Origin of the sequence: Kribbella polygonati, assembly GCF_050320105.1 — a bacterium.
Taxonomy (GTDB): Bacteria; Actinomycetota; Actinomycetes; order Propionibacteriales; family Kribbellaceae; genus Kribbella.
Genome location: NZ_CP190129.1, coordinates 3,755,891 through 3,782,371, shown reverse-complemented (window position 1 = coordinate 3,782,371; position 26,481 = coordinate 3,755,891). Strand labels below are relative to the sequence as shown.

At 68.6% G+C, this 26,481-nt stretch carries 27 protein-coding genes and 1 pseudogene; 12 read left to right on the top strand and 16 right to left on the bottom strand.

Annotation, left to right across the window (positions count from 1 at the left end; genetic code table 11):
* Positions 1–15 precede the first annotated feature (15 nt).
* Both ACQHIV_RS17915 and ACQHIV_RS17910 read right to left on the bottom strand, forming a co-directional pair.
* Positions 16–1,188 carry an alpha/beta fold hydrolase gene (locus tag ACQHIV_RS17915; RefSeq protein WP_427895738.1) on the bottom strand — a complete coding sequence of 391 codons (1,173 nt, stop codon included), beginning with the start codon at positions 1,186–1,188 and terminating at the stop codon, positions 16–18.
* 2 nt (positions 1,189–1,190) lie between these two features.
* Positions 1,191–1,613: an iron chaperone gene (locus ACQHIV_RS17910; RefSeq protein WP_427895736.1), complete on the bottom strand. Its 423-nt coding sequence runs from the start codon at positions 1,611–1,613 to the stop codon at positions 1,191–1,193.
* 95 nt (positions 1,614–1,708) lie between these two features.
* On the opposite strand from ACQHIV_RS17910, the gene ACQHIV_RS17905 reads away from it, so the two are divergent.
* Complete coding sequence (locus ACQHIV_RS17905) at positions 1,709–2,242, top strand: GNAT family N-acetyltransferase (RefSeq protein ID WP_427895734.1); 534 nt, start codon at positions 1,709–1,711, stop codon at positions 2,240–2,242.
* Here the strand turns inward: ACQHIV_RS17905 and ACQHIV_RS17900 are convergent.
* Positions 2,233–2,622 (bottom strand): VOC family protein, encoded by a 390-nt coding sequence (locus ACQHIV_RS17900; protein WP_427895732.1) that lies wholly within the window; start codon positions 2,620–2,622, stop codon positions 2,233–2,235. The genes ACQHIV_RS17905 and ACQHIV_RS17900 overlap by 10 nt on opposite strands.
* Positions 2,623–2,655: 33 nt before the next feature.
* On the opposite strand from ACQHIV_RS17900, the gene ACQHIV_RS17895 reads away from it, so the two are divergent.
* Together ACQHIV_RS17895 and ACQHIV_RS17890 are read left to right on the top strand one after the other, a co-directional pair.
* Positions 2,656–3,165: an NUDIX domain-containing protein gene (locus ACQHIV_RS17895; RefSeq protein ID WP_427895730.1), complete on the top strand. Its 510-nt coding sequence runs from the start codon at positions 2,656–2,658 to the stop codon at positions 3,163–3,165.
* Positions 3,162–3,662: a hypothetical protein gene (locus ACQHIV_RS17890; RefSeq protein ID WP_427895728.1), complete on the top strand. Its 501-nt coding sequence runs from the start codon at positions 3,162–3,164 to the stop codon at positions 3,660–3,662. The genes ACQHIV_RS17895 and ACQHIV_RS17890 overlap by 4 nt, the downstream gene beginning before the upstream one ends.
* Here the strand turns inward: ACQHIV_RS17890 and ACQHIV_RS17885 are convergent.
* Positions 3,659–5,641: a carboxylesterase family protein gene (locus ACQHIV_RS17885; RefSeq protein WP_427895726.1), complete on the bottom strand. Its 1,983-nt coding sequence runs from the start codon at positions 5,639–5,641 to the stop codon at positions 3,659–3,661. The two genes, ACQHIV_RS17890 and ACQHIV_RS17885, sit on opposite strands and share 4 nt — an antisense overlap.
* The gene (locus ACQHIV_RS17880) at positions 5,638–5,853 is read right to left on the bottom strand and encodes a hypothetical protein (protein WP_427895724.1); all 216 of its coding nucleotides are present in this window, start codon (positions 5,851–5,853) and stop codon (positions 5,638–5,640) included. The genes ACQHIV_RS17885 and ACQHIV_RS17880 overlap by 4 nt, the downstream gene beginning before the upstream one ends.
* 85 nt (positions 5,854–5,938) lie before the next feature.
* On the opposite strand from ACQHIV_RS17880, the gene ACQHIV_RS17875 reads away from it, so the two are divergent.
* Complete coding sequence (locus ACQHIV_RS17875; protein ID WP_427895722.1) at positions 5,939–6,529, top strand: TetR/AcrR family transcriptional regulator; 591 nt, start codon at positions 5,939–5,941, stop codon at positions 6,527–6,529.
* Here ACQHIV_RS17875 and ACQHIV_RS17870 read toward each other — a convergent pair.
* From ACQHIV_RS17870 to ACQHIV_RS17840, 7 genes and pseudogenes are all read right to left on the bottom strand, one after another.
* A complete protein-coding gene (locus tag ACQHIV_RS17870; protein ID WP_427895720.1) occupies positions 6,526–8,568 on the bottom strand; it encodes a PQQ-dependent sugar dehydrogenase in 2,043 nt (680 codons plus the stop codon). The two genes, ACQHIV_RS17875 and ACQHIV_RS17870, sit on opposite strands and share 4 nt — an antisense overlap.
* 179 nt (positions 8,569–8,747) lie before the next feature.
* Complete coding sequence (locus ACQHIV_RS17865) at positions 8,748–9,212, bottom strand: hypothetical protein (RefSeq protein WP_427896694.1); 465 nt, start codon at positions 9,210–9,212, stop codon at positions 8,748–8,750.
* A gap of 41 nt (positions 9,213–9,253) precedes the next feature.
* A pseudogene (locus ACQHIV_RS17860) lies at positions 9,254–9,553 on the bottom strand (MauE/DoxX family redox-associated membrane protein); the annotation flags it as partial.
* Position 9,554: 1 nt separating this feature from the next.
* On the bottom strand, positions 9,555–10,157 hold the full coding sequence (locus ACQHIV_RS17855; protein WP_427895718.1) for a cell wall protein: 603 nt from the start codon (positions 10,155–10,157) through the stop codon (positions 9,555–9,557).
* 12 nt (positions 10,158–10,169) lie between these two features.
* Positions 10,170–10,586 (bottom strand): hypothetical protein, encoded by a 417-nt coding sequence (locus ACQHIV_RS17850; protein ID WP_427895716.1) that lies wholly within the window; start codon positions 10,584–10,586, stop codon positions 10,170–10,172.
* 103 nt (positions 10,587–10,689) lie between these two features.
* Entirely contained in the window at positions 10,690–12,186 is a 1,497-nt protein-coding gene (locus ACQHIV_RS17845; RefSeq protein ID WP_427895714.1) for an MFS transporter, read from the bottom strand.
* Positions 12,183–12,734, bottom strand: a complete 552-nt coding sequence (locus tag ACQHIV_RS17840) for a TetR/AcrR family transcriptional regulator (RefSeq protein ID WP_427895712.1) — start codon at positions 12,732–12,734, stop codon at positions 12,183–12,185. Before ACQHIV_RS17840 ends, ACQHIV_RS17845 begins: the two co-directional genes overlap by 4 nt.
* A gap of 288 nt (positions 12,735–13,022) precedes the next feature.
* On the opposite strand from ACQHIV_RS17840, the gene ACQHIV_RS17835 reads away from it, so the two are divergent.
* From ACQHIV_RS17835 to ACQHIV_RS17805, 7 genes are all read left to right on the top strand, one after another.
* Complete coding sequence (locus ACQHIV_RS17835; protein ID WP_427895710.1) at positions 13,023–14,009, top strand: TerC/Alx family metal homeostasis membrane protein; 987 nt, start codon at positions 13,023–13,025, stop codon at positions 14,007–14,009.
* A 339-nt stretch (positions 14,010–14,348) separates the two neighbouring features.
* Positions 14,349–15,242, top strand: a complete 894-nt coding sequence (locus ACQHIV_RS17830) for a phosphotransferase enzyme family protein (RefSeq protein ID WP_427895708.1) — start codon at positions 14,349–14,351, stop codon at positions 15,240–15,242.
* Positions 15,243–15,589: 347 nt separating this feature from the next.
* The gene (locus tag ACQHIV_RS17825) at positions 15,590–16,591 is read left to right on the top strand and encodes an ABC transporter permease (protein WP_427895706.1); all 1,002 of its coding nucleotides are present in this window, start codon (positions 15,590–15,592) and stop codon (positions 16,589–16,591) included.
* Positions 16,588–17,481 carry a carbohydrate ABC transporter permease gene (locus tag ACQHIV_RS17820; RefSeq protein WP_427895704.1) on the top strand — a complete coding sequence of 298 codons (894 nt, stop codon included), beginning with the start codon at positions 16,588–16,590 and terminating at the stop codon, positions 17,479–17,481. Before ACQHIV_RS17825 ends, ACQHIV_RS17820 begins: the two co-directional genes overlap by 4 nt.
* A gap of 20 nt (positions 17,482–17,501) precedes the next feature.
* Entirely contained in the window at positions 17,502–19,163 is a 1,662-nt protein-coding gene (locus ACQHIV_RS17815; RefSeq protein WP_427895702.1) for an ABC transporter substrate-binding protein, read from the top strand.
* Positions 19,163–21,484: a glycoside hydrolase family 95 protein gene (locus tag ACQHIV_RS17810; RefSeq protein WP_427895700.1), complete on the top strand. Its 2,322-nt coding sequence runs from the start codon at positions 19,163–19,165 to the stop codon at positions 21,482–21,484. The genes ACQHIV_RS17815 and ACQHIV_RS17810 overlap by 1 nt, the downstream gene beginning before the upstream one ends.
* Positions 21,485–21,510: 26 nt before the next feature.
* Positions 21,511–22,524, top strand: coding sequence for an ABC transporter substrate-binding protein (locus ACQHIV_RS17805; protein ID WP_427895698.1), 1,014 nt, complete (start codon positions 21,511–21,513; stop codon positions 22,522–22,524).
* A gap of 677 nt (positions 22,525–23,201) precedes the next feature.
* On the opposite strand, the gene ACQHIV_RS17800 is transcribed toward ACQHIV_RS17805, so the two are convergent.
* The 3 genes from ACQHIV_RS17800 to ACQHIV_RS17790 are packed head-to-tail and all read right to left on the bottom strand — an operon-like array spanning position 23,202 to position 24,699.
* Positions 23,202–23,621 (bottom strand): carboxymuconolactone decarboxylase family protein, encoded by a 420-nt coding sequence (locus ACQHIV_RS17800; protein WP_427895696.1) that lies wholly within the window; start codon positions 23,619–23,621, stop codon positions 23,202–23,204.
* Between the two features lie 10 nt (positions 23,622–23,631).
* The gene (locus ACQHIV_RS17795; RefSeq protein WP_427895694.1) at positions 23,632–24,102 is read right to left on the bottom strand and encodes a cupin domain-containing protein; all 471 of its coding nucleotides are present in this window, start codon (positions 24,100–24,102) and stop codon (positions 23,632–23,634) included.
* 3 nt (positions 24,103–24,105) lie between these two features.
* The gene (locus ACQHIV_RS17790; protein WP_427895692.1) at positions 24,106–24,699 is read right to left on the bottom strand and encodes a hypothetical protein; all 594 of its coding nucleotides are present in this window, start codon (positions 24,697–24,699) and stop codon (positions 24,106–24,108) included.
* 237 nt (positions 24,700–24,936) lie between these two features.
* Here ACQHIV_RS17790 and ACQHIV_RS17785 point away from each other — a divergent pair, with 237 nt between their 5' ends.
* A complete protein-coding gene (locus ACQHIV_RS17785) occupies positions 24,937–25,857 on the top strand; it encodes an endonuclease/exonuclease/phosphatase family protein (RefSeq protein ID WP_427896520.1) in 921 nt (306 codons plus the stop codon).
* Here ACQHIV_RS17785 and ACQHIV_RS17780 read toward each other — a convergent pair.
* On the bottom strand, positions 25,846–26,481 hold the full coding sequence (locus ACQHIV_RS17780; protein WP_427895690.1) for a response regulator: 636 nt from the start codon (positions 26,479–26,481) through the stop codon (positions 25,846–25,848). The two genes, ACQHIV_RS17785 and ACQHIV_RS17780, sit on opposite strands and share 12 nt — an antisense overlap.

Genomic DNA, 26,481 nt, shown 5'->3' with positions numbered 1-26,481 from the left:
GATTTTGCCACGCGCTCAGGTGCCTACCTCCCGTACACAGGCGATCACAAGCTCCGGCACGTCGATCTGCAGGTAATGCCCCGACTCCGGCACCACCTGATGCCGCCCCTTGCACTCCACCGCCAACTGCTCCTGCACCGCAATCACCCGAGGCGTCCACTCAACCGCCCGCCCCTTGGTAGCCGTCAACAACACAACAGGAAGCCCCGTCCAGGTCCCCCGCCCCCGCCGCTCCCGCAACTCACCAACACTGTCCAGCACCATCGGCAACTCGTCCAAGTAGGTAAACAACTGCTCGTCCGTCTCCACATAGGAAAGACAAGCCCCCACCAAATCCAAACCACCGATCACCGGCACACCCCCCACCAGCTCTCCGGCACCGACACTCCCTGACCCGGCGGCGGCGTCGCTCCCCACCGACCTACAGCCGGCATTCCCTGACCCGGCGGCGGCGCCGCTCCCCACCGACCTACTGCCGGCGGAGCCGGCATTCCCTGCCCTGGCGGCGGCGTCGCTCCCCACCGACCTACAGCCGGCATTCCCTGACCCGGCGGCGGCGCCGCTCCCCACCGACCTACTGCCGGCGGAGCCGGTGTCGCTCGGCGGGGTGGTGATGTTGTCGTCCGAGCCTGCGGTGGCGGGGTTGGTGGGTGGGGAGATGCTGCGGGTGATGTCTGCGGCCAGTTCGTGGGCTGCTTCGAGGAGTTCTTGGTGGTGTGGGTTGGTTGTTGGTGGTTTGGTTCGGTCCGGGTGTGGCATCGGGTCGGCGTTGTCCCAGAAAGACTCGTGGGACGGGTCCAGGAGGACGAGGCCGCGGATCAGGTCGGGGCGCTCCCAGGTTGCGAGCTGTGCGAGCAGGCCGCCCCAGCTGTGGCCTACCAGCACCGCGGGACCTACTTCGTCGAGCAGTGCGACGAGATCGCCGACCTGGAGTTCGACGCTCAGCGGAGCGGGATCGCTCACGCCGTACCCGGCGCGGTCGTACGCGATCACCCGATGATCGGTCGCCAGTTCCCGGAACACCGCGGCGTACGACACCACCGGCGACATCGCCCCGGCCTCGAGCACCACCGGCGTACCGCTCCCGGCCTCGACCCACCTCAGCATGCGCCCGCCGCGGTCGAGCTCGCGCCGGGCGAGGCCCCCGCCGACGAGTACCGCGAACGCCTCCGCCACCGGATCGGTCACGGTCAGCCGATCGCCTTCTTGACCAGGGCAACGATCTGCTTCTCGAGCGCCGGGGTGAGCTGTGTCAGCGCGTACGACGTCGGCCACAGGTCGCCGTCGTCCAGCTGCGCCTTGTCGCTGAAACCGAGCGTGGCGTACCGGTACTTGAACTTCGCGGCGTCCTGGAAGAAGCAGATCAGCTTGCCGTCCAGCGCCCAGCCGGGCATCCCGTACCAGAGCTTCGGGCTCAGCTCCGGCGCCGCCTCGAGGATCAGCTCGTTCAGCCGCTCGGCGATCGCGCGGTCCGCGTCCGCCATCGCGGCGATCTTCTCGGCCTGCGCGACGGCCGGGTCCTGGGTGCTCTTCAGGTCCTTCGCGTGCTCCTTCATCGCGTCCTGCTCGGCTTTGGTGAACCCGGTGTAGGACTGCTTCTTCGTGGATGCCATCGGAGTGCCTCTCGTTTCGTCGTTGCTCAGAACACTACGAGCCCAGCACCCTGGGCGCTTCTCGAATCCTGATCAACGGGAACTAGATTGACCACGTGTACGACGACTTCCCGGCGGAGCTGACCACCGAACGCCTGTCCCTGCGCCGCTGGCGCCCGTCCGACGCCGAGGACTACCGCGCGCTCTGGGCCGAACGCGACCACCGTGCCCTGCGCCGGATCGATGCCGACGGCAACCCGACGGTCGAGGTCATCCGCGGCTGGCTGACGGACAACCCGCTCGCCGCGGACCCCGGGTTGGGCCTGCTCCCGATCGAACTGCGGAGTACGGGCGAGTTCCTCGGGTACTGCGGCCTCACCGTCGGACAGGCGACGTACGACGAGCCCGAGATCGCGTACGAACTGGCGCAGCGAGCCCACGGCCACGGGTACGCCACAGAGGCGGCCCGGGCCGTGCTGGAGGCGGCCGCCCGAACCGGTCGCAAGCGTCTGTGGGCGACCGTCCGCGAGTGGAACGCACCATCGTTCCGCGTGCTGGAGAAGCTCGGCTTCAAGAACAGCGGTCGCGTCACGGAGGACGCCGAGCGCGGCAACTCGATCTGGATGACCCGCCGCCTCGATCAGGTGTAGAGACAGAACGGATGCCCGGCCGGGTCGAACAGCACCCGAACGTTCGGCTGCGGCTGGAAGTCGGCAAGCGTAGCGCCGAGCTCCACTGCGTGCTCCACAGCCGTCTCCAGCTCACCGACCTCGATATCCAGATGCATCATCATCTGCTGCTGTCCCTCGGCCGCCGGCCAGACGGGCCGCGCCCACGGCGCCGATGTCTGCGGCTGGAACGACAGGTAGGTCTCAGAGTTCCCCGGCACGGCCAGCACGAACTCGTTCGGTTCGTTCCGGTGGATCTCCCAGCCGAGCACCTGGTGGTAGAACAAGCCGAGTGCCTGCGGATCCGGTGCGTCGACCACCGTTCCGAACCAGTGCCCCTTCGCGGATCGTCCTCGAAGCATCGTTGTACCTCCTTCTCGGGTGACACTAGACCGGTGGACCGACAGAGTGATCTTGCTGCCGAGGGTGAGCCGGAGAAGGAGTTCAACCCTGGGATCGCCGCGCGGATGCCGCGGAAGACCGCCGCCGGGGGTGCGCTGATCCGGGACCGGGCCGGGCGCATCCTGTTCCTGGAGCCGACGTACAAGCCGACGCTCGACATCCCGGGCGGCATCGTCGAGTACGACGAGTCGCCGTACGAGGCGTGCTGCCGCGAGGTCGAGGAGGAGATCGGCCTCGCCCTGGAGATCGGCCGCCTGCTGGTCGTCGACTGGGTCCCCGCGCTCGGCCCGTGGTCCGACGCGCTCGCGTTCGTGTTCGACGGCGGCGTCCTCGACGCGCCCGCCCTCACGCTCGACCCCACCGAGGCCCGCGCGTACCACTTCCTCACCCTCACCGAGGCGGCCCCGCACCTCCGCCCCTCGATGACCCGCCGCCTGACGGCCGCCGAACACGCCCTCACCACCGGCATCCCGGCGTACGCCGACTTCGGCCGCGCCCGATGATCCCGTACGTCGCGAAATCCAACCTCACGATCATCGCCCTCGGCGACGCCCTGGAGGCGAACGCCGTCCGCGCCACCCTGGAAGGCCTCAACTACCGCACCACCACCCACTGGATCGGCTCCCGCACCGAACTCGCCAAACTCCTCGCCGGCGACCTCCCCACCGACGACACCGTCGTACTCTCCTGCCACGGCGACGACGGCACGATCCTCGTCCCCGAAGAACCACCGATCACCGCCGACGACCTACGTACGCACGGTCAGCTCGCCGGCAAGACGATCATCAACCTCGGCTGCGAAACCGGTCGGCTCGCTCCCGCCTTCCATGCCGCCGGCGCAGCGCATTACATCGCGCCCAGCGACGCTCCCGACGGTACGGCCGCGCTCGCGTTCGTCACCAACTTCTTCTTCCTGCGCGCGTACGACGTACCGCTGCCCGAAGCGGTCCAGCGTGCCGCCGCGTTCCATCCGGAGTGCGGGCAGTTCGTGCTGAGTTAGTTGACGGTGCGCCAGAAGGTGCAGTGGTGCGTTGTGTCGAGGTCGGCCCGGCTGTCTCGTGGGGCGAACTGATAGGCCTGCGTGGCCGGCCAGTTCGCGGCCGGTGTGCCTGTGTGGGCGAACGTCGTCCACGCGCGGATGAAGCGATCGCCGACCGCGCGTTGCGCCCGGGTGAGCGGGATCGCCGGGTCCGGGAACGTGTACGCGACGTCCGATCCGTGCGGCGTCGACGGACGCGGTACGACGGTGCCGTCGATCGTCGGCGCCTCCGGATCGGCGAACAGGTAGGTCCACGTCGGCGCGGTCCGGGCGTACACCCGCTGCGCCTCGGCGGTGCGGCAGATCCAGTTGCGGTCCGAGTAGATGTGGCCCAGGGCAACGATCGGCGACCGGTAGTTCGTCAGCGGGTACTCGCGTCGGACGGCCGCGGCGTGGTCGCCGAAGCTGGACCGGAGCAGCTGGCGGTACGTCGTCGCGGTCGCGTGCGGGTACGCCGGGAGGATCCAGCTGAGGTGTTCGTCGGCGGTGTTGCCGGCGAGTACCGGGATGTGGCGGGCCCAGGCGGCACGGAGGTGGGTGGACGGTGCCTGCGGGACGGTCGGCGTACCGATCGAGAGCAGGCCGAACTGGCTCGTCAACGGCACGAGCCGGCTCGCCGGGAGGCGGCGGAGGCAGCTGAGGGCGGTCCGTTCGTCGGTGCAGCCGAGGGACTTCGCGGTGGCGGTACCCATGGCGTTGGTCGTCGTACGGTCGTTCCAGGTGGTGACCTCGACGGGGATGTGGCTGTCGATGGAGTACGGGGCGTACGACGTCGTACAGGACCCGCTGGAGATGATCGCCTTCGCGAACAGGCCCGCGGCCGCGGGGGAGGCGAGGTGGGTGCAGGTACTCAGCGCGCCGGCGGATTCGCCGGACAGGGTGACGTTCGTAGGGTCGCCGCCGAACGCGCGGATGTTCCGCTGGACCCAGCGGAGCGCGGCGAGCTGGTCCTGCAGGCCGAGGTTGACCTCGGGCATGCCGGGGAGCGCGAGGTTGCCGAAGATGCCGAGGCGGTAGTTGGGCGTCACCACGACGACGTCGCCGAGAACCGCCATCCGTCGCGCGTCGAGGTACGAACCGCTGGCCTGCACGAAGCCGCCGCCGTGGATGTAGACGATCACAGGCCGCGGTTTGCCGGCGGGCCGCCGGGGCGCAGTCACGTTCAAGTACAAACAGTCCTCGCTCGCCGTCGCCCCCGGCTCAAGCGTTCTCGGATCCTGCTCACACACCGCACCGGCTCGATCCGCGGCCCGCACTCCCTTCCACCGCGCCGCAGGCCGAGGAGCCTGCCACCGCCCACCCCCAGCAAACGGCACCCCAAGAAACCGCACGCTGGCCGCATCCTCCACCCCACGCAAAACCCCCTCCCCAACCCGCACCACCACCCGACCCCCACCCGCCACCCCATCCACACCCACCCCCTCCCCAAACCCCGCCCTCCCGCCAAACGTCGCCCCACCCGCGAGCGCTGTCGCACGGGCGGACGCCGCCGTCCCAGCGGATGTCGTCCCACCGGCGAGCGTTGTCCCACGGGCAGGTGCCGCCGTTCCGGCGAGCGTTGTCGCACGGGCGGACGCCGCCGTCCCAGCGGATGTCGTCCCACCGGCGAGCGTTGTCCCACGGGCAGGTGCCGCCGTTCCGGCGAGCGTTGTCGCGCGGGCGGGTGCCGCCGTTCCGGCGAATGTCGTGCGATCGGCGGGTGTCGCCGTTCCGGCCAGCGTTGCCCGACGGGCGCCTGCCGTCGCGCCGGCAGGCGCCCCGCCACCTGCGAGCGCGGCCCGGGTGGGGAGAGCTGCGGTTGGGGGTGTGGGCGTGTGGGACGCGGGTGCTGTGTTGGCGGAGTGAGGTGCTCCGGTCGGCTGTGCCGGGGGTGCGGGGACGGGTGGGGCTGCTGCGGTGGCGATTGCGGTGAGTAGGGGGAGTAGGTGGCGGGGGGTCATTTGGGTTCGGTCTTGGGGCGGTGGGCGTCGGCGATGGCGGCAAAGGTCAGGCCGGCGGCCAGCAGGGCGAGGTCGGCGACGAGGGCGCCGGTGAAGCCGCCTGGAAGCCAGTTCGTCAGGCCGCGGTCGTGGTGGTCGATCAGTAGGCGGATCGCGCCCTGACCACCGATCGCCGCCACGATCATCGCCGCCACGAGTACACCGGTCCACATGTCAGTCAGTTCCTTCCCCGAGATTCTTGATGCGATCGCACCATAGCATGTTTTGATACGATCGCACCAAGAACCGGAGGAGTGCATGGCGAGCGAGGAGAACAAGTCCCGAAGGCGGCGACAGATCGCCGAGGCGGTGTGGCGGCTCGCCGGGCGGGTCGGGCTGGAGGCGGTCACGCTCCGGCAGGTCGCCGACGAGGCCGGCGTCTCCATGCGCCTCGTCCAGTACTACTTCGGCAACCGCACGGCCCTCCTGCTCGCCGCCCTCGAGATCCTCAACGAGGACGCCGAGTCGACCGCCCGGCAACGCATTGGGGCCCTGGGCAACGACATCTCCACGCGCGAACTGGTCCGCGCGATCCTGCTGGAGCTGCTGCCCCTCGACGAGGACCGCCGCCGCCGGTACGTCGTCCAGTCGGCGTACTTCGTCCGCTTCCTCACCGACCCGCAACTGCAGGAGATCGCCCGTACGGCGGACCCCGCGCTGGAGTCGCTGCTCGCGTCGATCCTCGGCGCGGACCCGGCGACGACGTCCGACGACGCGTTCGCGGACGCGGAACTGCTGATCGCGTTCGCGTTCGGCCTGCAGGCGGAGATGCTGCTCGACCAGCTGGACGAGCCGCACGCCCTCCGCCTGCTCGACCGAATCCTCGATCGCGTGCTCGGTGCCGCCTAGGAGAACTTCAGCCGGACGATCAGGTTGTCGATCGTCGACGGTGTGCCGCCGTTCTTGTCGTTGTTGGTGGTGGTCAGCCAGAGCCCGCCGTCGGGCGAGTGGGTGACGCTGCGGAGGCGGCCCCAGCGCCCGGAGAAGACGGCCTGTGGGGTGCCGACGCCGTTGCCGGCCGAGTTGATCTTCGTGACCCACAACTGCTCACCGGTGACGCCGGCGATGTAGATCCAGTCGTTGACGATCGCGATCCCGCTCGGTCCGGCCTGCGACGTCGGCCAGGTGCGCTTCGGCGCGACGTACCCGCCGCAGTCCCCGATCGTCCCTTCGCAGGCCGGCCAGCCGTAGTTGCCGCCTTTCTGGATCAGGTTCAGCTCGTCCTGGCTGTTCTCGCCGAACTCCGACGCCCACAGCTGCCCGCGCGAGTCCCACGCCAGCCCCTGCGGGTTGCGGTGTCCCCAGCTCCACACGTACCGCGCGTTCCCGCCGCTGCTGTAGAACGGGTTGTCGCTCGGCGCGGTGCCGTCCGGGTTCATCCGCAGGATCTTGCCGTTCAGCGAGTTCTTGTTCTGCGCGTTCCCGGAGTTCTTGGCGTCACCAACGGTCGCGTACAGCTTCCCGTCCGGCCCGAACGCGATCCGCCCGCCGTTGTGGTACCGGTTCTTCGCGAGCCCCGTGAGTACCGGCGAGGACGTGGTGGCGAGCGTGCCGTTCTCGTACTTCATCCGCACGATCCGGTTGTCGCCGGAGGCCGTGTGGTAGAAGTACACCCAGTGGTCGGTGGCGAAGTTCGGCGACAGCGCGACCCCGAGCAGACCGCCCTCACCGTCGGTGGTCACCACGCCCGGCACCTTCCCGAGCGTCGTCTTCTGCCCGCTCGGTGTCACCCGCAGGACCTCGAACCGGTCCCGTTCGGTGACCAGCGCGGACCCGTCCGGCAGGAACGCCACGCTCCACCCGAGGTCGACCTTCGCGATGTCCTTGTCGTACGCCGGGATCCCGCCGCTGCCGCTCGCCGACGTACGGACGGTCACCGCGTTGCTCGGCGCCGACGAGTTCCCGTCCGGGTCCCGCGCCTGCACGGTGAAGGTGTAGTCCGTGTTCGCGGTCAGCCCGGTCACCGTCGTGGTCAGCGAACCGGTCGACGCGACCTTCGTCGAGCCCTGGTAGACGTCGTACGCCTCGATGGTGCCGCTGTTGTCGGTGGACGCGTTCCACGCCAGCGACACACTGTTCGCGGTCAGCCCGGTCGAACGCAGGTTCCCCGGAACCGTCGGCGGCTGCGTGTCCCCGCTGCCCGGTGTCGTGAACGTGACCACATTGCTCTGCTGCGAGGCGTTGCCCGCGGCGTCGAACGCGCCGACCGAGATGTCGTACGCAGTGTTCGGCGTCAACGTGTCCACCGTCGCCGACAAGGTGTTGCCGTCGACAACCTTCAGGACGTTGCCGCCGCGGTTGATCTCGTACCGGACCACGCCGACGTTGTCGGTGGCGGCGGTCCAGTGGAAGGTCGCGGCGTTCGGCTTCAGGTCGCCGACGGTCAGGTTTCCGGGGGCCGACGGGGGAGTGGTGTCGTCGGTGGTCGGTGTCACGGTCAGCTTGTCGGCGTTCGGTCCGCCGTCGGCGCTGGTCGCGCGGGCGCGGATCTTGTTCGTACCGGCGGTGAGCTGGAGGCGGACAGTCTTGGTCTTCCAGGTCGTCCACGCGCCGGTGCCGGGGAACGTGATGCCGACGGCGCCGGGCTGCCCGTTGACGGTGAAGTCCAGTGCGCGGGTGGCCGTCGTACCGTTCGCATACCGCAGCGTGACGTCGGCCGGGCCGGCCGGGGCGTTGACGGTCCACTCGACGTACCCGCCGGCGACGTTGTCGTAGTTGACGAAGCCGGTGCCGGTGTAGCCGGTGTGGTTGGACTCGACGACGCCTTGGGAGATGGCCGCGTCCTCGGCCTGGTAGTCGGTGGACGCGGCGGTGGCGGAGGGGAGCGCGGTCAGCGTGAGCGCGCCGGCGGCGAGCGCGATCGCCGCCGCGAACAGGCGGGATGTCATGCGGGTCTCCTGGATTGTCCGGGGCGGAGGAGGTGCACGTAACTATTAGGAAAGCTTCCTAACGATAATGGCCGCTGTCAACAGCCCGGACCGCCAGGCCATCACAACAGCGCCGCTCCCGGCACGACGAGCGTGCCGGGAGCGGCGAGGGTGCGATTTGTGATGGCCTGGCGGTCCGCCTATCCGGTCGTCGCCAGCATGATCGGCCGATACACCGTCAATCCCGCGTCGTCGACGAGGGCGACGCGGATCGACTCCGGCGTGGAGTCCTGGTGCGGTACGGCGAACACCGCGGTCGCGCGGCGCCCGTCGTACCGGGCGGCGTAGCTCACGAACCGCCAGTCGTCCTCGTCCCAGTAGTCGTGGATGTCGGAACGCAGCAGCCCGTCGACCGCGCGGTAGGCCGGGCTGAGCAGTACCCGTCGCTGGGTGGCGGCGAGTGGGGTGGTGCCGGACGCCGTGCCGGCATAGGGGTGGCTGAGGCGGGTGCGGAACCGGCGGAGCGGGAGCAGCCAGTAGCGGTCGAGTTCGGCGGACAGCATCGCGAACGCTGCCGCTTCCACGACCAGTAAGGGCAACCACCGTCCGGCGGTCCACCAGCCGGCGGTGGCGAACGTCGCCGCGATCGATGTTGCCAGGAGCAACGATGCGCGGGCGATGGCGCGGGTGCCGACGGGTTTGGCGGACTTCCCGCGCAGCCGCAGGAGGCCTCGGGTACGACGATCTTCGAGTAGGTGAGGAAGGCGACGAAGCCGACGGACAGTGCGCTGACGGCGAAGGCCTCGATTGCCCAGAAGGGTGGTAGGAGAAGGGCGGAGGCGATGAGTGTCTCGATGGCGGCAACAGCTAGGTAGGCGGGTTTGGCTCGGGATTCCCCTACTAGGCGGGGGAGGGCGGTGCGGTCTGCCTGGTCGGGGGACCTGAACTTGGCGTAGGCGGACCACAGGAGTATCAAGCCGATCAGCAGCGGCTGTGCGGTACTCATGTCAGTTCGACGTGTAGATCGTGGCGATGTCGATCTCGTTGGTGCCGGGACGCCAGGCGCCGATCACCTGGGCGTGCCGGCCGACCTCGAGCATCGACAGGTCCGACACCGCGGGCGTCCCGTTGTACACGGCCGCCGTCGTACCGGTCCGCACGTGGCCGACGACCTTCTGCCCGTGGTGGTCGAAGCCCACGCCGCTGCGGCTGATCGACGTGATCGCGACGGTCAGGTTGACGATGTTCACCCAGATCGCCTCGGCCGCGAGGATCCCGTCCGGCAGCAGTACGCCGCGCGCGTACAGGCCGTCGCCGATCTTCGCCTGGTCGATCGTGGTCGGGTGGAGCTTCCAGACACTGGTCGACCCGGTGAGCTGGATCCGGTGCAGCCGCCCGTCGGATCCCTGTGCCTGCAGGAGATCCCCGTTCCGGCCGGTGATCAGGCCTTCGGCGAAGTTCGGGTCCGGCTGACCTGGGTCGGCGTACTGGTTGGTGGCGCCGAAGGCGGCCTCGGGGGCGAGTGAGCCCAGCGAGGTGGCGGCGATCAGTCCGGTCGCACCGAGCGCGGCGCGGGACAGGAGCGAGCGGCGGTCCATGGTGGTAGGCATCTCGGTCTCCTCTCAGGCCACGTCGATGGTCACGGGCGTCAAGCCGCTGTTCAGGCTGCCGGCGAGCGCGGTGAACGCGGCCGGCGTGAAGTCGATGACCCGGTTCGAGGCGCACTTCCCGCCGCAGCAGGTGCGTTCACCACAGAACAGGTCGGTCTGCGGACCGCAGTCGGCGATCGACGTGACGATCCGGTTCCCGGTGCAGAGACTGGTGGTGGCGTGCCTGAAACCGCAGGTACGCCGGGACATTCCGGTGATTCCGCAGGTGTCGGGGTGGGTGATCGCGTAGCACCCGTCCGAGGTGTTCGGCCACGCGTGCTGCATGTTCCCCGAGTTGCAGGTGCCGCAGGCGCCGTGCCCGGCGGTTCCGCAGGGTCCCCATGCGTTCCCGCAGCAGAACCATGATGCTTCGGCAGTGATTCCGGCCATGACAGTTCCTCCTAGGCCTAGGGGCGGTAAGACCTAACGGATTCTTTGTACCCCGGTTCGGCGGAATCTCCCAGGGCTCAGCGAGGAAACGGAAACTTTTTGCCTATTGTTCGGTGCTGAGCCGCTGTCCGCGGAGCAGGAACCAGGCCGCCACCGCGGTCGCGAGCAGTACGACGGCACCCACGCCGGCGGCGATCGAAACGCCGTGTGCGAAGGCGTCCCGAGCCGCGTCGAGCAGCTCGGCCGCGGCCGTCGGCGGCAGCTGAGCAGCCGCCTCGACCGCACCGCCCAACGACTCGTGCGCGGCCACCGGCGTACCGGCGGGTCCCTCGAAGTTCCGGTACACCCCGGTCACGATCGACCCGAGCAGCGCGATCCCGAGCGCCGTACCGAGCTCGTACGCCGTCTCTGACACCGCGCTCGCCGCACCGGCCTGCTCCTTCGGTACGGCGGACAGGATCACGTCGGCCGTCACCGTGAACGAGAACCCGGCGCCCGCGCCGACGACGAGCAATGCCGCGCCGAGCAACGGGTACCCGGTGGTCTGGCTGATCGTGGTGAGCGAGGCGAGCGCCAGCCCGATCGCGGCCAGCCCGCCCGCGACGACCGCCCGTACCGAGAACCGCCGCGCCACCTGCCCGGCCAGCAACCCCGCCACGATCGACCCGATCGCGGCCGGCAACTCCGCCAGCCCGGCCTCGATCGGCCGCCGCTCCTGCACGAGCTGGAGGTACTGCGACAGGAAGAAGATCAGCCCGGACAACCCGAGGATGGTCAGCAGGTCCGCGAGTACGGCGCTGCTGAAGCCCCGGCTGCGGAACAACGACAGGTCCAGCAACGGGATCGGCAACCGCCGCTGACGACGTACGAAACCGTAGAGCGCGAGCAGCCCCACCACGCCCGCGACGACCGGCACCCACGCGAACCCGTGCGCCGCGAACTCCTTGATCGCGTAGACGATCCCGATCATGCCCAGCATCGACAACAGCACGCTGACCAGGTCCCACGGGCCGGGCTCCGGGTTCCGCGACTCGGGCAGCAGCCGGGCGCCGACGATCACGAGCACGGCCATCACCGGCAGGTTGATCAGGAAGACCGAGCCCCACCAGAAGTTCTCCAGCAGTACGCCGCCGACGATCGGGCCGATCGCCATCCCGGCGGACGCGGCCGCACCCCAGATGCCGATCGCGAGACTGCGCTCGCGCGGGTCGTGGAACAGGTTGCGGATCAGCGCCAGCGTGGCGGGCATCAGCGTCGCGCCGGCGACCCCGAGCAGGGCCCGCGCGACGATCATCAGCTCGGCCGAGTTGGCGTACGCGTTCAGCACCGACAGTGCGCCGAACGCGGTCGCACCGATCAGCAGGATCCGCTTGCGGCCGATCCGGTCGCCGAGGCTGCCCATCGACACCAGTAGGCCGGCGAGCACGAACGAGTACGCGTCGCCGATCCACAGCAGCTGGGTGCTGGACGGCTTCAGGTCCTCGGTCAGGAACGGCGTGGCCAGCCCGAGCACGGTGGCGTCGACCGCGACGAGCAGGACCGCCAGCACCAGCACGCCGAGCGCCAGCCAGCGCCCCGACCGCTTTGCTTGCTGCTTCATTTCTGTTCTCTCCGTAGTGCGCCGCCGAGCAGCAGCTCGGCGATGTTCGTGGTGAAGTCCTTCGGGGCGACCCGGCCCTCGCAGATCGCCCAGGCCGCCGAGACCAGCAGCCCGTAGAGCGCCTCGGTCAGCCAGACCGGGCTGAGGTCGATCCGGAACTCGCCCGACTCCTGGCCGCGCCGGAACAGGTCGACCATCCGCGCGTCCAGCCGGGCCCAGCCATCGTTCTGTTCGTCGCCCTCGAAGAGCTGGTTCTCGGAGTACAGGAACGCGAGCAGCCCGGCGGCCGGTTCGAGCTCGCGGACCAGGCGGCGGACGGCGTCCGCGACCGGGCCGTCGTCGACCGCCGCCCGGGCCGCGGCCGCCTCGCACTCCGCGATGCCGAGGTCCTCGAGCGCCCGCACCAGCGCGTCCCGCCCGGCGAACTGCCGGTTCAGCGTGGCGCGGCTGATCCCGGCGGCCCGGGCGACCTCGTCCATGGTCGCGGTGGATCTACGCATCAGCAGGGTCGCGGCGGCGCGCAGTACGTGCTCTCGATCAACAGCCATGAGACAAGGATAGCTCATATGAGACATTGATGTCTCATTGTCGAGGATGAGCTGTTCTGTAGGCTGTATGTGGTATACGTTTGCTGAGAACGCGCTTGGACCGACTACACTGGGCGCGTTTGAGGAGGGGAGTATCCCTTCGCGGCAGCGTCGTCATCACGGGAGGCCTGGACGGCCGAACCGGTGCTGCCGGCCCGACTGATCGAGTTCGAGGATCGGCCGGGTGGGAGAGACCTCCGGACCACGCTGCTGTCTGCCGACGTCCGGAGGTTCGTCATGGTGTCCGACATGTCCCCCCTGGTCTGGGTGCTGACCATCGCCGGGCTGTTCGCGATCGTCGCCTTCGACCTGATCGTGATTGCCCGCCGCAACCACACCGTGACGATCAAGGACGCGACCCGCTGGGTGCTGTTCTACGTCGCGCTGGCCGGGCTGTTCGCGCTCGGGCTGTTCGTGTTCAGTCCGGGGCAGTCGGGCAGCGAGTTCGTCGCCGGGTACATCACGGAGTACAGCCTCAGCGTCGACAACCTGTTCGTGTTCGTGATCATCATGGCGCGGTTCGCCGTACCGGCGCTGGCGCAGGACAAGGTGCTGTACGTCGGCATCGTGGTCTCGATGGCACTCCGGGCGATCTTCATCCTGGCGGGCGCGGCGGCGATCTCCGCGGCGAGCTGGGTGTTCTACATCTTCGGCGCGTTCCTGGTCTACACGGCGGTCCGCCTGGTGCTCGAGGGCGAGAACGACGAGTCGGACTTCCAGGAGAACGCCGCGCTGCGGGGTCTGCGCCGGGTGCTCCCGCTGTCGCACGACTACGACGGTGAGAAGCTGGTCAGCCGGGCCGGCGGCAAGCGGCAGCTGACCCCGCTGGTGATCGTGATCGCCGCGATCGGGATGGCGAACGTGATCTTCGCACTGGACTCGATCCCGGCGATCTTCGGCCTCACCCAGGACGCGTACATCGTGCTGACCGCGAACGCGTTCGCGCTGATGGGCCTGCGGCAGCTGTACTTCCTGATCGGCGGCCTGCTGGAGCGGATCGTCTATCTGAACGTCGGGCTGTCGGTGATCCTCGCGTTCATCGGCGTGAAGCTGATCATCGAGGCGCTGCACGGCTCGCACATCGACGACATCGGCGCGATCCACCTGCCGCACATCGGCATCCTCACGTCACTCGGCTTCATCGTCGGCACGCTGTTCGTGACCACGGTGGTCAGCCTGCTCAAGTCGTCCCGCGACAACCGCCGCGAAGCCGTCCGGGTCAAGATCGACGACTGAGGCGGACCTCCGCCACTCAGCAACCGCGCGGAACCGCGCTCACCGGCGCTTCGCCGCGCGTGGGGTCGACCCGCGGGAGCGGGTGGTGAGTGCGGGCGGTCCGCATCCGGCCGGAGCATGCCGGGACCGGCCTGGTGGCGGTGCCGGTAATCCGCCGCAGGCAGAGCACGGCGAGCGGCAGGGATCACACGGCGCGTCCGCCGCCGAATTGGCCGACCCCGTTCGGTGATCAGGGGTATCATCGAAAGTGCCTGGCCCGGCCGTTCCCCCGTGATGGTCGGGTCAGGTTTTTTGCTTCCTGCCGAACACGCTCCGCGACCGGCCTGCGACGATGGCGGGATGCTCAGCACACCTCCCCTCGCCGCCTTCGGACTCGAGGCCGACCGGCTGGCGCCGACCCGCGCCGGCGACGACGAGTCGGCGGGCAACGGGAACTGGCATCTGTGGACCCGCGACGGTGACCACCACATCCTCCGGCGGTACCACGTGCTCCGGACCGAGGCCGACCTCGTCTTCGAGACCCAGGTACTCGCGCACCTGACGGCACGTGGCTGGACGGTGCCGGACCGGGTGGCGGGGCCGGTCTGGCACGACGGCCGGCTGTGGGCGGTCACCCGTTTCGTGCCCGGGCGGCCGCACGAGGAGGAGACGGCGCGGCAGCAGTTCGAGCGAGGGGAGCTGCTGGCTCGGCTGCACGCGGACCTCGCCGACTGTGAGACGGGCTCGGAGTCTCGGCTAGGGTTCTTCCAGGCGGCCGATCTGGACGCGATGGGGGAGTTCCAGGGGTGGGACCGTGGCGTGGAGCTGCTCCGCGGCCGGCGACCCGATCTCGCGGACCGGGCGGTTCGGGCGATGGAGCAGTCCAAGGCACTGGTCGTCGAGCACGGGCTGCTCGACCTGCCGCAGACGATCGTGCACGGCGACTTCGCGCGCTGGAACCTGCACTTCGGCGACGACGGCGAGTTCGCCGGGGTGATCGACTTCGATCTGGCGCATCCGGACAGCCGGGCCTGGGAGTTCGTGATCGCCCGGGTGGATCAGGCGCCCGCCCTCGTCGACGGGTACCGGTCGGCCACGCCGTACCCGCTGAGCGATCGGGAGCTGGCCGCGATCGCTCCGTTGCAGGTTGTGCTGCAGGTGCTGATGGTGATGGCGGGCCTGTGGGACGGGCAGCGCGGCGGCCGGTTCGACGAGGCGATGATCACCCGGCACCTGTCCGCGGCCGGGTCTTGACATACGCCGTCGCGGGCGGGTTGACTGCCATATAGTTAACCGAAGAAATAAATTCTGCGGCGGTCCGGTGCCGGTGGCTCAGAGCGACTCCGGGCCCTGCTGAGGTATGCCCCGATCCGATGGCCTGCCATCGGATCATTGGCGCGTCCAAGGGTTTGTAGTTGCTAGCGGCAACTTCGGAAAACCCTTACCTGCAAGGGATTCGGGCGGATCGGTCACCGTCCGGTATCGACAGCGGGCGGAAGTCTTCCGCTCCCCGGTGGTTCTGTGTCATCCTCCGGGATAGCGAAACCCGAGATCCTATCGGATATCGGTTCCACTCCAGCGCGTGAGGGAAAGGAAGCGGAGTGAGCGCAACCTTCGAGGTGAAACCGGCGCCGGCTGGTGCGGCACCGCGGGCGGCGGAGGCGGCCGCCCGGAAACCACCGCGAACCAGCCGCCGGACCCAGGCCGGGCGGAGTCTGCGGCGGCACTGGCAGCTCTACCTGCTGGTCGTCGTACCGCTCGCGTACTTCGTGATCTTCAAGTACATCCCGATCGCGAACGCCGTGATCGCGTTCAAGGACTACAGCCCGGTCAAGGGCCCGTGGGGCAGCCCGTGGGTCGGGTTCAAGAACTTCGAGCTGTTCTTCCAGAACCCGGTGTTCTGGACCCTGGTGAAGAACACCTTCCTGCTCTCGGTCTACACCGTGCTGGCGAGCTTCCCGATCCCGATCGTCCTCGCGGTCGCGCTGAACGAGATCCGCAACGGCCGGTTCAAGAAGACCGTCCAGCTGGTCACGTACGCGCCGTACTTCATCTCCACCGTGGTCGTGGTCTCGATGACGATCCTGGTGCTGTCGCCGCGGCTCGGGTTCGTGAACGACGCGATCGGGCTGTTCGGCGTACCGCAGATCGACTTCCTGGGTAACCCCAACTACTTCCGGCACATCTACGTCTGGTCGGACGTCTGGCAGACCACCGGGTACTCCGCGGTCATCTACCTGGCCGCGCTGTCCGGGATCGACCCGGCGCTGCACGAGTCGGCGCGGATCGACGGCGCCAGCCGGCTGCAGCGGATCCGGCACGTCGACCTGCCGGGCATCATGCCGACCGCGGTGATCATCCTGGTGCTCGGCGTCGGCAACATCATGTCGATCGGGTTCGAGAAGGCGTTCCTGCTGCAGAATCCGCTGAACACCGCGCAGTCCGAGATCATCGCCACCTACGTCTACAAGACCGGCCTGCTGAACGCCGACTTCAGCATGGCGACCGCGATCGGGCTCTTCAACTCGGTGATCAACCTCTTCCTGCTGCTCGGCGTGAACTTCGCCGCCAAGCGCATCACCGGAAACGGACTGTGGTCATGAGCACGATCGAAGAGACCCGTACCGACAAGGTCTTCCTGACCGGCGTGAAGATCATGCTCTGGCTGGCGCTGGTGATGGTGGCGGTCCCGCTGATCTACATCGTCGCGAACTCGTTCAGCAGCCCGTCCGCGGTGAGTGCCGGCAAGGTCCTGCTCTGGCCGGTGGAGCCGAGCATCAAGGCATACAAGGAGGCCTTCAGCGATCCGCTGATCATGAAGGGCTACCTGAACTCGTTCATCTACGCGATCAGCGGCACGCTGATCAGCGTCACGCTGACGATCGCGATCGCGTACCCGCTGTCGCGCCGGACGTTCTTCGGCCGGAACGTCATCATGAGCGTGCTGATCTTCACGATGCTGTTCTCCGGCGGGCTGATCCCGACGTACCTGGTGGTCCAGGACCTCGGGATGCTGAACACCCGCTGGGCGATGGTGATCCCGAGCGCGATCGGGGTCTGGCAGGTGATCATCGCGCGGACGTTCTTCCGCTCGACGATCCCGGACGAGCTGTACGAGGCCGCGACCATCGACGGCGCGAGCGACCTGCGGTTCCTCTGGTCGATCGTGCTGCCGCTGTCGAAGCCGGTGATCGCGGTGATCGCGCTGATGTACGCGATCTTCCAGTGGAACAGCTACTTCGACGCCCTCATCTACCTGAAGGACCCCAGCCTGTACCCGTTGCAGATCGTGCTCCGGAACGTGCTGATCCTGAACACCCTCACCGGTTCCACCACCACGACGAGTCTGGCCCAGCAGCTCGAACAGCAACAGCTGGCCAACGTCCTCAAGTACGCGCTCATCGTCATCTCGAGCCTGCCCGTACTGGTCATCTACCCGTTCGTCGCGCGCCACTTCACCAAGGGCGTGATGGTCGGCGCAGTCAAAGGCTAAGTTCAGAAGGGAACACCGCAATGCGCTCATCCGTGAGCAAGGTCGTGGCGCTGGCAGCTGCCGGCGCGCTCGCCCTGGCTGCGTGCAGCTCGGACAAGTCGTCCAAGGGTGCCGCGAACGAGACGACGTCGGACGGCAAGGTGATCATCGACACCTTCACCCCGTCGGACCAGAGCACCAACCTGGAGACCAACGCGGTCACCAAGATCATCAGCGACAAGTTCAAGATCCAGTTCCGCTGGCAGACCACGACGTACGACGCGGGTCCGGCGAAGGAGAAGCGGCAGATCGCGCTGGCCAGCGGCGACTACCCCGACCTGTTCTTCCTGATCCCGTGGGTCGACGCGTTCACCCAGGCGGAGGTGCTGAAGCTCGGCCAGCAGGGCGTCGCGGTACCGCTCGAGGACCTGATCAAGCAGAACGCGCCGAACATCCAGAAGGTGCTCGACACCAACAAGGAGTACAAGGAGATGGCGACCGCGCCCGACGGTCACATCTACGCGCTGCCGCAGTGGGCGGACTGCTTCCACTGCACGTACCCGGACAAGCTGTGGATCAACAGCTCCTGGCTGAAGAAGCTCGGCCTGCAGGTACCGAAGACGACCGCCGACCTGCGCAACGTGCTCGAGGCGTTCAAGACCAAGGACCCGAACGGCAACGGCAAGGCCGACGAGATCCCGATGACCACCGACGTCCAGGACAGCAGCCTGATCGCGTACCTGATGAACGCGTTCGCGTACGACCCGGTCGGGGCGAACAACGGCGTACGGTCGCTGCTCACGCTGAACGGCGACAAGGTCGTCACGCCGGTCACCTCGGACCAGTGGAAGGAAGGCCTGAAGTACATCCACGGCCTCTACAAGGACGGGCTGATCGACCAGGCCGCCTTCACCCAGAACGCGCAGGCGCTGCAGGCGCAGGGCAACAACCCGAAGGCCGTCGTCCTCGGCTCCGTGCCGGTGCTCTGGCCGGGAATCTTCGTCCAGCTGGACTCCAAGGACGGGAGGGACAAGCAGTACGACGCCGTACCGCCGCTGACCGGTCCGGAGGGCAAGAGCTACACCGGGTACAACCACCCGACGTCGACCGGGTACACGTTCATGCTGACCAACAAGGCCAGCAAGGAGGCCCAGGTGGCGGCGATCAAGATGCTCGACTGGATCTACACCGACGAGGGCCAGGAGATCACCAACATGGGCCCGGAGGGTGTCGGCTGGACGAAGCCCGGTCCTGGTGACATCGCGCTCGACGCCAGCACCACGCCGCTGTACAAGCCGAAGCAGGACGCGCCGAAGAACATCAGCTGGGGCGCGCTCGGGCAGTACAACAACACGCTCGCCTACCGGAACGCGCAGGTCGTGCCGAAGGACATCTACACCGGCGCCGGTCTGGAACGGCGGCTGTGGGAGGCGACCAAGCAGTACGAGGGACATGTCGACAAGTCGCAGTGGTTCCCGCAGTCGTTCATGTGGCCGGACCCGAGCCTGAGCGGCGAGCTCGCGACGCTGCAGACCAACCTGACCACCTACGTGAACCAGAACCAGTTGGCCTTCATCACCGGGTCGAAGAACCTCGACACCGACTGGGACGCGTACGTGAAGGGGCTCGACAGCACGGGGATGCCGCGGTACCTGCAGATCAACCAGCAGGCGTACGACAAGTACAAGAGCGGTTCGAAGTAGTGTCCCACCTCCTGTGGTTCCGTACGCCGGCACCGGACTGGTTCGAGGCGTTGCCGCTGGGTAACGGGCACCTCGGCGCGAAGGTGTACGGGCGGGTCGCCGACGAGCGGATCGCGTTGAACCTCGACGACGTGTGGTCGGGGGACGGTCCGCGCACGTTGACCGTCCCGGACGGGCCGGCGGTGCTGGCCGACGTACGACGGTTGCTGCTGGACGACGGTGATCAGCTGGCGGCGACCGAGCGGACCCGGGCGTTGCAGGGGCCGTTGGTGGAGTCGTACCAGCCGCTGGCCGATCTGGTGATCACGTCCGGCGTCGAGGGTGCTGCGGACTACCGGAGGAGTTTGGATCTGCGGACCGGGATCGCCGCCGTCGACTACACGGTCGACGGCGTGCGGTTCCGGCGCGAGACGTACGTGTCGGCGCCGGACCAGGTGTTGGTGTGGACGCTGCGTGCCGACAGCCCTGTTGCCGACCTCCGGATCGGCCTGGAGAGTCCGCATCCGGTGCGGGGTGTGGTTGCCGACGGCACTTACGGGGTGGTCGGGCGGGCGCCGTCGGACCTGACGATCGAGTACCGGCGGTCGCCGGACCCGGTCCGGTACGAGGACGGGCGCGGGACGGGTTTCGGGGTCGCGCTGCGGGTGTTCTCGGACGGCGTGGTGACGATGCCGCCGACCGGGGACGCCGCCGGGGGCGGCGGCGGGGTTGTGGTGCGGGGGGCTTCGTGGGTGACGGTGGTGCTGGCGGCGGCGAGTACGTTCGCCGGGTGGTCGGTGCCGCCAGGGCGGGATCCCGGCGTTGCGTTCGACGAAGCGGTCGCGGTGCTGGACTCGGCCGGCGCGCTGGATCCGGATGCCGCCGACAAGCTTCGCGCGCGGCATCTGGACGACCATCGGACGCTCTACGACCGGGCGTCGCTCGAGCTCGGGCCGATGGTCGACGATCCGACAGACGAACGTCTACGAGCGGTCGCGGCCGGGGCGAACGATCCGGATCTGGTCGCGCTCGCGTTCAACCTCGGGCGGTACCTGCTGATCGCGTCCTCCCGCCCCGGGACGCAGGCCGCCAACCTGCAGGGCATCTGGAACCAGGACCTCCGCCCGATGTGGGCGAGCGACTGGACCAACAACATCAACACCCAGATGAACTACTGGCTCGCCGACCTCACCGGCCTGAGCGAGTGCTTCGAACCGCTCACCGACCTGCTCGAGGGACTCGCCGAGTCCGGCGCCGAGACGGCCCGGATCCTGTACGACGCGCCCGGCTGGGTCGCGCACCACAACGCGGACATCTGGCGGGCGACCTGGCCCGTCGGCGAGGGCGGGGACGACCCGGTCTGGGCGATGTGCGCGACCTGTGGGGTGTGGCTGACCGCGCATCTGCTGGAGCACTACCGGTTCACGGGCGACCTGGAGTTCCTGCGCGAGCGGGCGTATCCGGTGCTGGCGGGCGCGGCCGAGTTCGTCCTGGCGATGCTCGTCGAGGACCGGGACGGCGTACTGCAGTTCATCCCGTCCACGGCGCCGGAGCATCACTTCGTGCTGCCGTCGGGCGAGAAGGCGTCGGTCGATCTCACGTCGACGTACGACATCTGGCTGATCCGCGAGCTGTTCGCGAACCTGCGGGAGGCGGAGGACGCGCTGGGGTTGGCCACCACGTTGGCGGAGCGGGCGGCCGCCGCGCGGGAGCGGCTGCCGGAGATCCGGATCACCCCGGACGGGCGGTTCCACGAGTGGCCGACGGACTGGGAGCCGTCCGAGGTACATCACCGGCATCAGTCGCACCTGTACGGGTTGTACCCGGGTGCGGAGATCGACCCGGTGCGTACGCCGGAGTGGGCCGCGGCGGCGCGTACGTCGCTGGAACGGCGTACGGACGGTGCCGTGAACGGCGGGTGGACCGCGGCGTGGCTGGTCGCGTTGTGGGCGCGGCTGTTCGAGCCGTCGCGGGCGGTCGCGGTGATCCAGGACTACCTGACCCGGCTGGTGTCGACCAACCTGATGTCGCGCGACGGCGACATCTTCCAGATCGACGCGAACTTCGGCCTCACCGGATGCCTCCCGGAGTTGCTGCTGCAGAGCCACACCGACGTCGTCCGGGTCCTGCCCGCGCTGCCGGCCGCGTGGCCCGACGGGTCGTTCCGCGGGCTGCGGGCGCGGGGCGGGCTGGTGTTCGACGTGACCTGGCGCGACGGCGAGCTGACCGAGGCCGTCGTACGGGCGGCCGCGGCCGGGACGTATCGCATCGCGCTGCCGGACGGGGAGCGGACCGTCGAGTTGCCGGCCGGTCAACGGGTGGACCTGGTTAGGTCTGCCTAACCTTGGTTGTTGTAGGGTCAACCTCTGTGAAGAAGCTGATCGGGATCGTCGCCTCGGCCGCCGTACTCGCGCTGGCCGGCTGCGGCGGCGGGGACACCAAGAGTGCGGACACCGGCGTCGGTGACAAGGAAGTGGCGACCGGCGGGCGGCTGTTCAAGACCGCCGACGCGGAGACCGCGAAACTCGGGTCGGACGCCGAACCGGGCGTGTTCCCGCGGACGGTGAAGGACGCGATCGGCTCGGTGAAGCTCGAGAAGAAGCCGGAGCGGATCGTCGTCCTCGACAGCGGCGAGCTGGACGACGTGCTCGCGCTCGGCATCACCCCGGTCGGGATGGCCACGACGGCCGGGCAGAACGGCGTACCGTCGTACCTCGCCGACAAGGCGCAGGGGATCAAGACGGTCGGCGGAATCAGCGAGCTGAACCTCGAGGCGATCGCGGCGCTGAAGCCGGACCTGATCCTCGGCAGCAAGCTGCGCGCGAAGGACCTGTACGACAAGCTCAGCGCGATCGCGCCGACGGTGTTCAGCATCCGGCCCGGGTTCCCGTGGAAGGAGAACTTCCTGCTGGTCGCGGACGCGGTCGGCGCGGAGACCAGGGCGACGGCGATCCTGAACGGCTACCAGGTCCGCGCGAACGACGTGAAGAAGAAGGTCGAGGGTACGCCGACGATCTCGCTGGTCCGGTTCCGCCCGGGCGAGATCCGGCTGTACGGGAACCTGTCGTTCATCGGCGTGATCCTGAAGGACATCGGCCTGCCGCGGCCGAAGCTCCAGGACGTCCAGGACCTCGCGGTCGAGGTCTCCCAGGAGAACATCGGCAAGGCCGACGGCGACCGGATCTTCTACTCCAGCTACGGCAAGCCGGACACCACCGACGAGTCGAAGGTTGTCAACGGCAACCTCTGGAAGTCGCTGCCGGCCGTCAAGGCGGGCAAGGCCCAGCGCGTCGACGACGAGGTCTGGTTCCTCGGCCTCGGCCCGATCGGCGCGATGGCCGTCCTCTCCGACCTGGAGAAGTACCTCGGCCCCAAGGGCTGACAGGTGCTGTTCCGGGGGAGCGCTAACAGCTGACAGGTGCTGTTGCGGTGGGTGGGGTGAGCTGTCAGGTGCTGTGGTGGTTGGTGGGTGTGGGTGAGTGCCTGCGTGTGGGTGGAGCTGTCAGGTGCTGTGGTGGTTGGTGGGTGTGGGTGAGTGCCTGCGTGTGGGTGGAGTGTGTTGTGGTGGGTGGGGAGGGCTGTCAGGTGCTGTGGTGGTTGGTGGGTGTGGGTGAGTGCCTGCGTGTGGGTGGAGTGTGTGGTGGTGGGTGGGGAGAGCTGTCAGGTGCTGTGGTGGTTGGTGGGTGTGGGTGAGTGCCTGCGTGTGGGTGGAGTGTGTGGTGGTGGGTGGGGAGAGCTGTCAGGTGCTGTGGTGGTTGGTGGGTGCGGGTGAGTGCCTGCGTGTGGGTGGAGTGTGTGGTGGTGGGTGGGGAGAGCTGTCAGGTGCTGTGGTGGTTGGTGGGTGCGGGTGAGCTCCTGCAGGTGGGTCGAGTGTGTGGTGGTGGGCGGGGAGAGCTGTCAGGTGCTGTGGTGGATGGTGGGTGCGGGTGAGCTCCTGCGTGTGGGTCGAGTGTGTTGTGGTGGGGGTGGGCAGGGCTGACAGGTGCTGTGACGGCTGGTGGGTGTGGGTGAGCACCTGCACGCGGGTGGAGCGTGTTGTCGGTAGTGGGATCGTCCTGTTCACTCGCTGACAGGCAAGAGACCCTCCTCTGCGAAGACCTTCTTTGCGACTCCGATCGCGTTGATTGCGCGTGGGAAGCCGGCGTACCCGAGCGTGTGGATGAAGGTTTCGACGATCTGTTCGGGGGTGAGGCCAACGTTGAGGGATGTGCGGATGTGGACTTCCAGTTCGGGTTCGCAGCCGCCCATGGCGGCCAGGATGCCGAGCGTGATCAGTTGCCGCTGCTGTGGTACGAGCGCCGGCCGCGCGTAGATGTCACCGAAGCCGAACGCGACGATGTGATGTGCGAGGGCAGGCGCGATGTCGCCGAGGCTTTCCATGACCGCGGGTGCGCCGCCGCCGTCGATCGTGGTGAGAACCTCCAGGCCGCGTTGGTAGCGGGCCTGTTCCTCCGGGCTGTCGATGTCGGGAGCTGCCATGTCCCCGACGCTAACGCGGCAGCGGGTCCGAGACGTCGAGCGGTGGTCCGGCGAACTCGATCCAGCAGGCGTGCCCGACGGCGGCGAGTTCCTCCGGGTCGATCGGCCGGGACAGCTTGTCGGACTCCTCGAAGAAGCGCTCGAGCCCGGACGGGGTGGTGATCACCAGCAGCCGGCCGGTGGTGTCGCCGATGTTCTGGAAGGCGTGCGGGACCCCGCGCGGCCCGAAGGCCATGCCGCCGGTCCTCGCTCGCAGCATGGTGTCGCCGGCCTTGAACCGGAAGTCGCCGTCCAGCACGTACCAGACCTCGTCCTCGCGCACGTGGGTGTGCGCCGGCGGACCTTCGTACGGAGGGATGACGAACTCCATCACCGTCAGCGAGCCGTTGGTCCCGGCTGTGTCGGCCTTGACGAGACCCCAGCCCGTGGTCAGCGTCGAGTGTTTCACCCCCTCGCCCGCCGGTACTGCAAACGGCTTCATCGATCAGTCCTCCACCCGGCCGCGGTTGGTGACCGGGACGTGGGGGGCGCGTTGGGCGACGGCGGTGGCGAGGGCGTCGTACGGGAGGGTGCGGCCGAGGAGCTCGTGGGTGCCGGGCCAGGGGCAGGACGGGCCCCAGGCCTTGGTGCTGCGGGGGAGGGCGTCCTCGTCGACGAGCATCACGATCAGCCTGGGCTCCCAGGTCTCCTCGGTCTCGTGGCGTTCGACCCGGCAGACGCCGCGGACCTCGCCCCACGGGATCGTGCGGGGTTGTTCGCCGCCGAGGGAGATCCCCTGGTCGTCGACAGTCAGCAGTACGTCGTCGCTGTCCTGCTCGCGGCGTTCCTCGAGCGCGGTGATCACGCCGACCAGGAGCAGTACGGGCAGGCCGACCGCGAAGATCAGCGGCGTACCACCCCAGCTCAGCCAGACCGCCTCGAGCGGTCCGCGGACGGAGGCGCCGCGGATCGTCTGCACCACGACGATCCCGAGCGTCAGCAGCACGAGTACGCCGAACACCGCGGTGCCGAGCGCGAGCGCGGTCTTCGTCGTACCCAGCCCGTGGCGTTTGACGACGAACGGCTCGCTGATCGACATACCGGCATTGTGGGTGAGGTCACCCGAACGCACCAGAGTTCTCACCGAATCCTCATCATTCCGGTGGCTCCGTGCTCGTCCGTACGGATGAAATGCCGCGCCTGACCGGGGACGGGCTTTGGTCCGGCCCGGACGTCCGCAACAATCGCAGGCATGCCGGACCGCCAGACCGCCGTCGCCACCCGTTCGCGACCGCCGACGCGCACAGCAGCGCGCCGGCGGAAGGAGACCGGTGGCATGTGGCGTCGCGGCTGGGTGATCGCCGTACTGGCGCTGCTGGCGGGACTGGTGCTGATGTTCCACCGCAGCGTGCCGAACTCGGTCGGCAACCTCGGCAGCCTGCTCGACACGTTCCTGCCCTGGGTCGGCGTCGCCGTGCCGGTGCTCGGCGTCGCGGCGCTCGTACGCCGGTCCGCGACCGCCGGTGTCGCGCTGCTGCTGCCCGCGGCGGTCTGGGGCCTGATGTTCGGCCACCTGTTGCTGCCGGGGAAGGTGAACGGCGGCGCGTACGACCTGCGGGTGCTGACGCACAACGTGGACGCGGCGAACCCGGATCCGCAGGGGACCGCGAAGGACCTGCTCGGCGCGGACGCGGACGTGGTCGCGCTGGAGGAGCTCACCTCGGCGGACCTGAAGATCTACAAGGCGGCGTTCGCGAAGACCTATCCGTACGAGGTGACGCGGGACACGGTCGCGCTGTGGTCGAAGTACCCGGTGGTCGAGACGAAGTCCGTCGACGTCGGGTTCGCGTGGACCCGGGCGTTGCGCGCCGAGGTCCGGACGAAGAAGGGGACGGTCGCGGTGTACGTCGCGCACCTGGCCTCGGTCCGGGTCGGGACCACCGGGTTCACCTCCGACCAGCGCAACCGGACGATCAAGGAGCTCGGGCAGCAGATCGCGGCGGACAAGTCGTCCGCGGTGATCGTGATGGGCGACTTCAACGGTACGGTCAACGACCGCAGCCTCGCGCCGCTGACCGTCGGGCTGCGCTCGGCGCAGGGGGCGGCCGGGACCGGGTTCGGGTTCACCTGGCCGTCGGCGTTCCCGATGGCGCGGATCGACCACATCCTGGTCCGCGGCATCACCCCGACCAAGGCCTGGGTGATGAGCCCGACCGGCAGCGACCACCGTCCGGTCGTGGCCGAGCTACGCCTCTGACACGATCCCCTTGCGGTACGCGTACCGGACGGCCTCGGCGCGGTGCCGGGCGCCGATCTTCGCGAACGTGTTGTTGATGTGCGTCTTCACGGTCGCCTCGCTGATGAACAGTTCGCCGGCGATCTCCGGGTTGCTGAGACCGCGAGCGATCAGCTTCAGTACTTCGGTCTCGCGCGCGGTGAGGCCGTCGTTGCCGGGATCGCCGGCCGGCGTGAGCCCGGCGATCAGGCGCTTGGAGACCTCCGGGTCGAACGTCGACTGCCCGGCCGCGGTCGACCGCAGCGCGGCGCCGATCTCGGCGCGGCCCGCGTCCTTGGTCAGGTAGCCGCGGGCGCCGGCCCGGAGCGCGTTCCCGATCGACGCGTCGTCGGCGTACGTCGTGAGCACCAGTACGGCGACGCCCGGGTGGTCGGTGGTGATCCGCGCGGTCGCCTGGGTACCGTCCAGCACCGGCATCTTCAGGTCCATCAGCACGACGTCCACGTTGCCCCGGGCAACCAGCTCGACGGCCTCGACGCCGTTCGCGGCCGCGCCGGCCACCTCGACGCCGTCGATCAGGCCGAGCAGCGCGACGAGCCCTTCCCGGACGACCTGCTGATCGTCCGCGACAACTACCCGGATCAC